Here is a 6,907-nt window from a genome sequence, read left to right as displayed (position 1 = left end):
GTAACAGCAGCAAGGAAGCATATCAAGAAGTCCTAATAATATGTGCTAACAGAAAGAGGGGGGGAAAGAGCCTGATGGTTGTCCGAACCTAACCAATAAGAACATCTGAAGTATCCTGAAGTCTCTTTTGCCTCTGTGTTATGATGTGTTGGTCTTGACTGGGGTATCTGCTTATGACTAACCTAAGCTACATATATTAATGCATTAGTAGAACCAAGTTAGAAGTAGTTAGACATAAGATATCCATAAAGGGGAACAGCTTCTACTAGACAACCATAACCACCTCCCCATAGTGGATCTAACGCACCTAACACTCCTAACAGCTAGCTCCTCTACATCATATTACCCATTCCACCAGCTCCTAACCCAGAACTACTCATATCTCCCTTTACTTCCTTTTTATAAACATCTGTTACCATGCACTCTGTAGTGACCATTAAACCAGCTATAGAAGCAGCAAACTGTAAAGCTGATCTAACTACCTTTGTTGGGTCTAATATACCAAGAACCATCATGTTTCCATATTGAGACTTAGCTGCATCATAGCCAGTATTACCTTCACTAGCTTTTACGTTATTAACAATAACTGATGGCTCTTCACCTGCATTAGATACTATTTGTCGTAAAGGAGCCTCCATAGCCTTTCGAACCACTCTTATGCCTACATCTTGTTCTTCATTAGAACCTTTTAGAACACTAATATTATTAGCTACACGTATTAAAGCCACTCCACCTCCAGGTACAACTCCTTCTTCAACAGCGGCTCTCGTTGCATTAAGGGCGTCCTCTACTCTTGCTTTTTTCTCTTTCATTTCTACTTCAGTTGCAGCCCCTACTTTTATTACTGCAACTCCACCTGATAACTTAGCTATCCTTTCTTGAAGCTTTTCTTTATCATAGTCTGAAGTAGCCTCTTCGCGTTGTTTATTTATCTGGGAAACACGACTACTAATTACAGCTTTATCTCCTATTCCATCAATTATAGTAGTGGCTTCTTTAGTAACTATTACCTTTTTAGCCTGGCCCATATCTTCTAACGAAACCTTTTCTAACTCTAACCCTATCTCTTCAGAAGCAACTGCACCTGCAGTTAATATAGCTATATCTTGTAACATAGCCTTACGTCTATCCCCAAACCCAGGAGCTTTTACAGCAACTACTTTAACAATTCCTCTCATTGAATTAACTACCAATGTCGCTAATGCTTCTCCTTCAACATCTTCAGCTATTATTAACAACTGCCTATTTGATTTAGCAACAGCTTCTAATATAGGTAACAGCTCTCTAATATTAGATACCTTTTTATCAGCTACCAATATATATGGATTATCTAACTCTACAGATCCTGTCTCAGGTTTATTAATAAAATAAGACGATAGATAGCCTCTATCAAACTGCATACCTTCCACTACTTCTAACTCATCTTGTATTCCAGAACCTTCTTCGACAGTTATTACACCTTCTTTACCAACCTTAGCCATTGCTTCCGCAATTAACTTACCTACAGCTTCATCTGCATTAGCTGATATAGTTCCTACTTGAGTAATAGAGTTAGAATCTGTGCAAGGCACTGACATCTTTTTTAACTCTTCTACCGCCTGTCTAACAGCTTTATCTATTCCTCTTTTTAAGTCCATAGGGTTCATACCTGCGGCAACAGCCTTTAGACCTTCGTTAACTATAGACTGAGCTAAAACAGTAGCTGTCGTAGTTCCATCACCAGCAGAGTCATTAGCTTTTGAAGCAACTTCTTTTACCATTTGAGCACCCATATTTTCAAACCTATCTTCTAACTCAATCTCTTTAGCTACAGAAACCCCATCTTTAGTTATGCTAGGTGCTCCAAACGACTTATCTAAAACTACGTTACGTCCTTTAGGTCCTAAGGTAACTTTTACAGCATCTGCCAGTATATTAACCCCTCGAAGCATTTTAACACGAGCTTCATTACCAAACATTACCTCTTTTGCAGTCATAGCTTTTTCCTTTATAGATTAACCTATAATAATATTAGTCTTCTTCAACAACAGCCAATATATCGGTTTCAGATATAATCAATACTTCTTCATTATCTAGCTTTTCTGTTTTTACACTATAGCCTTCATTAAATATAACAACATCTCCTACTTTGATATCTAAAGGCCTTATCTCTCCAGATTCTAATGTTCTACCTTTACCTACTGCAACCACTTGTCCTCTAGAAGACTTACCAACCGCAGAACTTGTTAATACTATCCCTCCTGCAGACTTAGGTTCAACTGCTTTCCTTTTAATTATAACACGGTCATGCAATGGTTGTATCTTCATTATAGCCTCCCATAATGTTATGAACTCAATATAAAGACTGTTAAAAGATGCACTCGAGAGGACTCGAACCCCCCACCACCCGATCCGTAGTCGAGTACTCTGTCCAACTGAGCTACGAATGCATCCGATGAGAGAGGGATTCGAACCCTCGATGCTTTCACATATATCCTTAGCAGAGATACGTCTTAAACCTCTCGACCATCTCATCTTCTATAGCAACCTCTACCTTAGCTTAGTTAATATTATATTACTGACTGATTGTATCTCTTTTTTAAAGACTATAAACTCCCCAACTCCCTGAACTATCTTTAAAGAGCCTCCTCCTTTGGAACTTAGGCTAGGTCTAAGATAATCTAATATGTCTTTAGCTTTTATATAGCATAGTAAGTCATCTGTTATTCCTATTATAAACCTAACACTATTACCTTGCTTAGCATTCAATATAATAACCTTAGCTCTTAGTTTATCTATTAGGCATTTAGTAATTAAATATATATAGCTAGTATAAAAGCTACCAATAGTTTTAACTACTATATTATCTTTATAGTCTTTAAGTTCTTTTATTAGGCTTTCAATATAAAAAGATATGTGAGTATTCCTAATATATATTACTTCTCTTTCTAGTCTATTATGCTCAGCTTTTATATGAACTAACTGAGCACATAGCATAGCTTCATTACTATTTGCAACTTCTTTTAACTTCTTTAGCATAGCTTTATTATTAACTACAAACCATATAGAAGAGACTCCTGTTACTGCTTCTATGCGTATAGAGGCTTTTGATAAGTTATATTGAGCAGTTATGTATATAATACCTATAGACCCTGATCGTTTTGTATGCATCCCTTTACATAGCTCTATAGAAAGACCATATATATTAACTACCCTAACAATAGACACATAGCTATGCATAGATATAATATTAGATCTTATGTATTCTGAACCATCAATAAAAGAACTAAGCTTAGATACAGTTAACATATTAGTTACTAGCTGTTCATTTACTTCTTCTTCTATTAAGATAGCTTCTTCATTGTTTAATAGGAAAGGTTTTCCTGCTTCCTTTCCGCATATATAGTCAAGCCGTATATAGTTAGATTCTATATATGTGTCCTTTTGAATAAGGTTCTTTTTTATATAACTACATAATACTTTAGTTAATATATGAACTGCTGAATGATTAGCTTTAATAGCTTTACGATATACAGCATCCACATTCATTAATACTGTTTCTTTTAGGCTAAAGAATCCATATATTACTTTTCCAATATGGAGGATAGTTTTATTATATAGCTTAGTATTAGTTACTTTAAATAGTCCTTTTATTGTTTTTAGTTCTCCAATATCTCCTGCCTGTCCACTTGTCTCAGGATAATAAGCTGTTTTAGTTAATATTAAAGAACCATATTGTCCTTCATATATAGAACCTACTTTAGCTTTTCTAATAAAGATATCTTTTATAAGTCCTATATATTCTAGCTTATTATAACCAACATAAATACAAGTAGCTTTTATATATGGTTCTTCACTAGGCTTTTCACTAGAACATATAAGGATATCTTTTCTATAGATGCTTTTATGTAGAGCTATATATCTTATAAGTCTAGCTTTATCTATATTAATAGCTTTTTCAATACATATCTCAAATATAAACTCAACTGGTAACCCATAGGTATCGTATATATAAAAGGCTGCTTTTCCATCTAGAACACCTTTAACATCTTTTCTGTTTATATTATTTAAAAGCACTTCTAAACCTTTTATTATAGCTTTATAATACCTAACCTCTTCATATAAGATAATAGTCTCAATATGTTTTATGGATATATGTCTATCTTCAAAGTAGTCAATAAATATGTCCTTTAACACATAGACTAACATATATATGCAAGCCTTTTCAATGCCTAATAAGTTTAAGTACCTAATCATTCGTCTAATAACTCGCCGTAATACATAGCCTCTTCCTTCATTAGATGGGTAAATACCGGCTTTAATTATATAAAAGCATGTTCTTATGTGGTCTGCTATTACGCACATATAGTCATTCAAATAGCTTATATTAAGTTCTCTTTTTATTATAGCTATAGTATTGCTAAAGATATCTGTTTTAAATGTAGATACAGCCTTTTGTAATACAGCTGCTATTCGTTCCAATCCCATTCCAGTATCGACAGATGGTTTATCTAATGGAATCATTAAGTTATTATGTTGTCGGTTATATTGCATAAATACTAGGTTCCAAACCTCTACATATCTAGACCCACAGCCTTTCTCAACCATATGTTCACCATAATCATAAAAGACCTCAGAGCATGGACCACATGGACCAATGTCCCCCATATACCAAAAGTTATCAGACGAATAAGGTTCTTTCTTATTCGTATCTGCGATAATAAATACCTTTTCCTTAGGCATTCCTATATCTTTTGTCCATATATCATATGCTTCTCTATCTAAATAATAAACAGTAACTAATAGCTTATCTTTATGTATATTGAACCATCTTTCACTAGTTAATAGTTTCCAAGCTAGTCTTATGGTTTCATATTTAAAATAGAATCCAAAGCTAAAGTTACCTAGCATCTCAAAAAGAGTATGATGTCTATTGGTAAAACCAACAGCATTTAAGTCATTATGTTTTCCACCTAGTCTTAAACAATATTGAGATGTGGCTACCTTACTATAGATAGCTCGTTCTATGTCTAAATAGATATCTTTAAACTGGTTCATTCCAGCGTTAGTAAAAAGTAATGAAGAGCCGTTGTTTGGTATAATGGGACTGCTTTCCAGAACTATGTGTGTTTCTTTTTTAAAGAAGTTAAGGAACATGTTTTTAATGGCTTTGATGCTTTTATCCATATTGCCTCTTAAATAATAGTGTTTAGGTATATAAGATCTATTAACAACTTATGGAATGACATTACTAATATTAGGGAAAAAGCCTTTCTCAATACTTTTACTATATATGTGTACAAGCCTATCTAGGGTTTTGGATTCCTTAATAAAGATCTTAACAAAGAAGGGAAGCTTATCTATATTATCTAATATGCCAATAATATCATTTACTACTAAGATTTGTCCATCAGCTGTAGGTCCAGCTCCAATACCTACAATTGGTATAGCTAACAGTTGTAACAGCTTTTGAACTAAATATGAAACTACACACTCTATTATTAAACCATGTACTCCATACCTTTCTAACCATATAGAACTATCTATTAGTAACTCTGAACTATAGCTATCTCTTCCTTGTATTACATAGCTACTAATTATATTAACATATTGCGGAGTTAGTCCAATATGACCGCATACTGGAATTGCTTTCAACACTAGTCGTTTTATAATACTTTTAAAACAGTTCTCCCTTTCTTCTATCTTAACTATATTTGCACCATACTTTAAAAGTAATGTAGAGCTTTTTAAAGCACTATCAAACCTATTAACGCATATATAAGGCAAGTCAGCTATTATTAAACAAGTGGAACCTGTGGCTCTTATACATTTTAGATGATATATAATATCTCTCAGGTTTGTTGAAATGGTATGCTTATTTCCTTTAACTACCATATTTAATGAGTCACCTACTAATATCGCTTTAACAGGATTCCTTTTAAATAGACTAACAAATGAATAGTCATAAGCAGTTATAGCTGAGAACTTATAATGCTTTTCTTTATAGTATTTAAACTTCAATATAGTTATCTTTTTCATTAGAAGCTAACCATATGTTGGAACCTCTTAAACAATATTAAGTTAGAAAGCTATTGTTAATAAAAGCCTATATGGAACATGAGACTACTATATATTATGTGGAGACAAGTAATAAGAGCTGGGTGTTATGTATATCCATATAGTTAATCAGCTAAAGGATATAGAAAAGCACCATAAAGAAATAGAACTACTACTAAATAAACCAATCCCAGAAGCTATAGTTAATATGTTTATATTTAGAACCCTATCTAAATGCTATACTGACCTTTCTAATATAGTTAACCTATTTAAGAGCTGGGTAAAAGATAATAAAGAAGCCATATGGTTAGAAAAGCTGTTAGTAGATAATGATATATGGTATTTAGCTAAAGAAGAACTTAACTTACTAAAAGCTAATATAAACGGAAAAGAACAAAAGCTTTTAAATAGTAAAGCAGTTCCTAAAGGTGAGAATGATAAGTATGGGTGTCTTATAGAAATAAAGACGGGTACTGGAGGTAATGAGTCTACTTTATTTGTTAATGTTCTTTATAGGATGTATTATAAATACGCATATAGTAAAAGATGGTCTGTTAACTTACTAAGTAAAGAATCTAATAGCTATGGCGGATGTACAGAAGTTATATTTAAAGTTACAAATAGTGGTACATACGGTTTATTAAGGTTTGAGTCAGGAGGTCACAGAGTTCAAAGAATACCAAATACAGAGACACAAGGGAGAATACATACTTCTACTTGTATAGTAGTTGTTTTAGTAGATTCCGATAATAGCTCAATATCTAACCTAACTGCAGCTGACCTAAGAATAGACACATTTCGTTCTTCAGGGGCTGGAGGACAGCATGTTAATAAAACAGAGTCAGCTGTTAGGATAACACACTTACCAACT

At 33.4% G+C, this 6,907-nt stretch carries 5 protein-coding genes and 2 tRNA genes; 1 reads left to right on the top strand and 6 read right to left on the bottom strand.

Going from position 1 to position 6,907, the window contains the following annotated elements:
- Positions 1–332: 332 nt before the first annotated feature.
- The 6 genes from groL to panB form a co-directional block, all read right to left on the bottom strand.
- Positions 333–1,976, bottom strand: a complete 1,644-nt coding sequence (gene groL, locus TPPER_RS00455; RefSeq protein ID WP_099336830.1) for a chaperonin GroEL — start codon at positions 1,974–1,976, stop codon at positions 333–335.
- A 34-nt stretch (positions 1,977–2,010) separates the two neighbouring features.
- Complete coding sequence (locus tag TPPER_RS00450; protein ID WP_099336829.1) at positions 2,011–2,307, bottom strand: co-chaperone GroES; 297 nt, start codon at positions 2,305–2,307, stop codon at positions 2,011–2,013.
- Between the two features lie 48 nt (positions 2,308–2,355).
- Positions 2,356–2,429, bottom strand: a tRNA-Arg gene (locus tag TPPER_RS00445).
- A gap of 3 nt (positions 2,430–2,432) precedes the next feature.
- Positions 2,433–2,515 (bottom strand) — tRNA-Ser (locus tag TPPER_RS00440).
- A 14-nt stretch (positions 2,516–2,529) separates the two neighbouring features.
- The gene (gene alaS, locus TPPER_RS00435) at positions 2,530–5,166 is read right to left on the bottom strand and encodes an alanine--tRNA ligase (protein WP_099336828.1); all 2,637 of its coding nucleotides are present in this window, start codon (positions 5,164–5,166) and stop codon (positions 2,530–2,532) included.
- A 48-nt stretch (positions 5,167–5,214) separates the two neighbouring features.
- Entirely contained in the window at positions 5,215–6,018 is an 804-nt protein-coding gene (gene panB / locus TPPER_RS00430; protein ID WP_099336827.1) for a 3-methyl-2-oxobutanoate hydroxymethyltransferase, read from the bottom strand.
- Between the two features lie 127 nt (positions 6,019–6,145).
- Here panB and TPPER_RS00425 point away from each other — a divergent pair.
- On the top strand, positions 6,146–6,907 hold a 762-nt coding region (locus TPPER_RS00425), incomplete at its 3' end, for a PCRF domain-containing protein (RefSeq protein WP_099336831.1).

Origin of the sequence: Candidatus Tremblayella phenacoccinincola (assembly GCF_002682985.1) — a bacterium.
GTDB lineage: Bacteria > Pseudomonadota > Gammaproteobacteria > Burkholderiales > Burkholderiaceae > Tremblaya > Tremblaya phenacola_C.
The sequence above is the reverse complement of the archived record's forward strand: the minus strand, read 5'-3'. Positions and strand labels throughout refer to the sequence as shown.

Coding starts and splice junctions, on each gene's coding strand:
- groL (WP_099336830.1), bottom strand. CDS start 1,976: ATGACTGCAAAAGAGGTAATGTTTGGTAATGAAGCTCGTGTTAAAATG.
- panB (WP_099336827.1), bottom strand. CDS start 6,018: ATGAAAAAGATAACTATATTGAAGTTTAAATACTATAAAGAAAAGCAT.
- TPPER_RS00450 (WP_099336829.1), bottom strand. CDS start 2,307: ATGAAGATACAACCATTGCATGACCGTGTTATAATTAAAAGGAAAGCA.
- alaS (WP_099336828.1), bottom strand. CDS start 5,166: ATGGATAAAAGCATCAAAGCCATTAAAAACATGTTCCTTAACTTCTTT.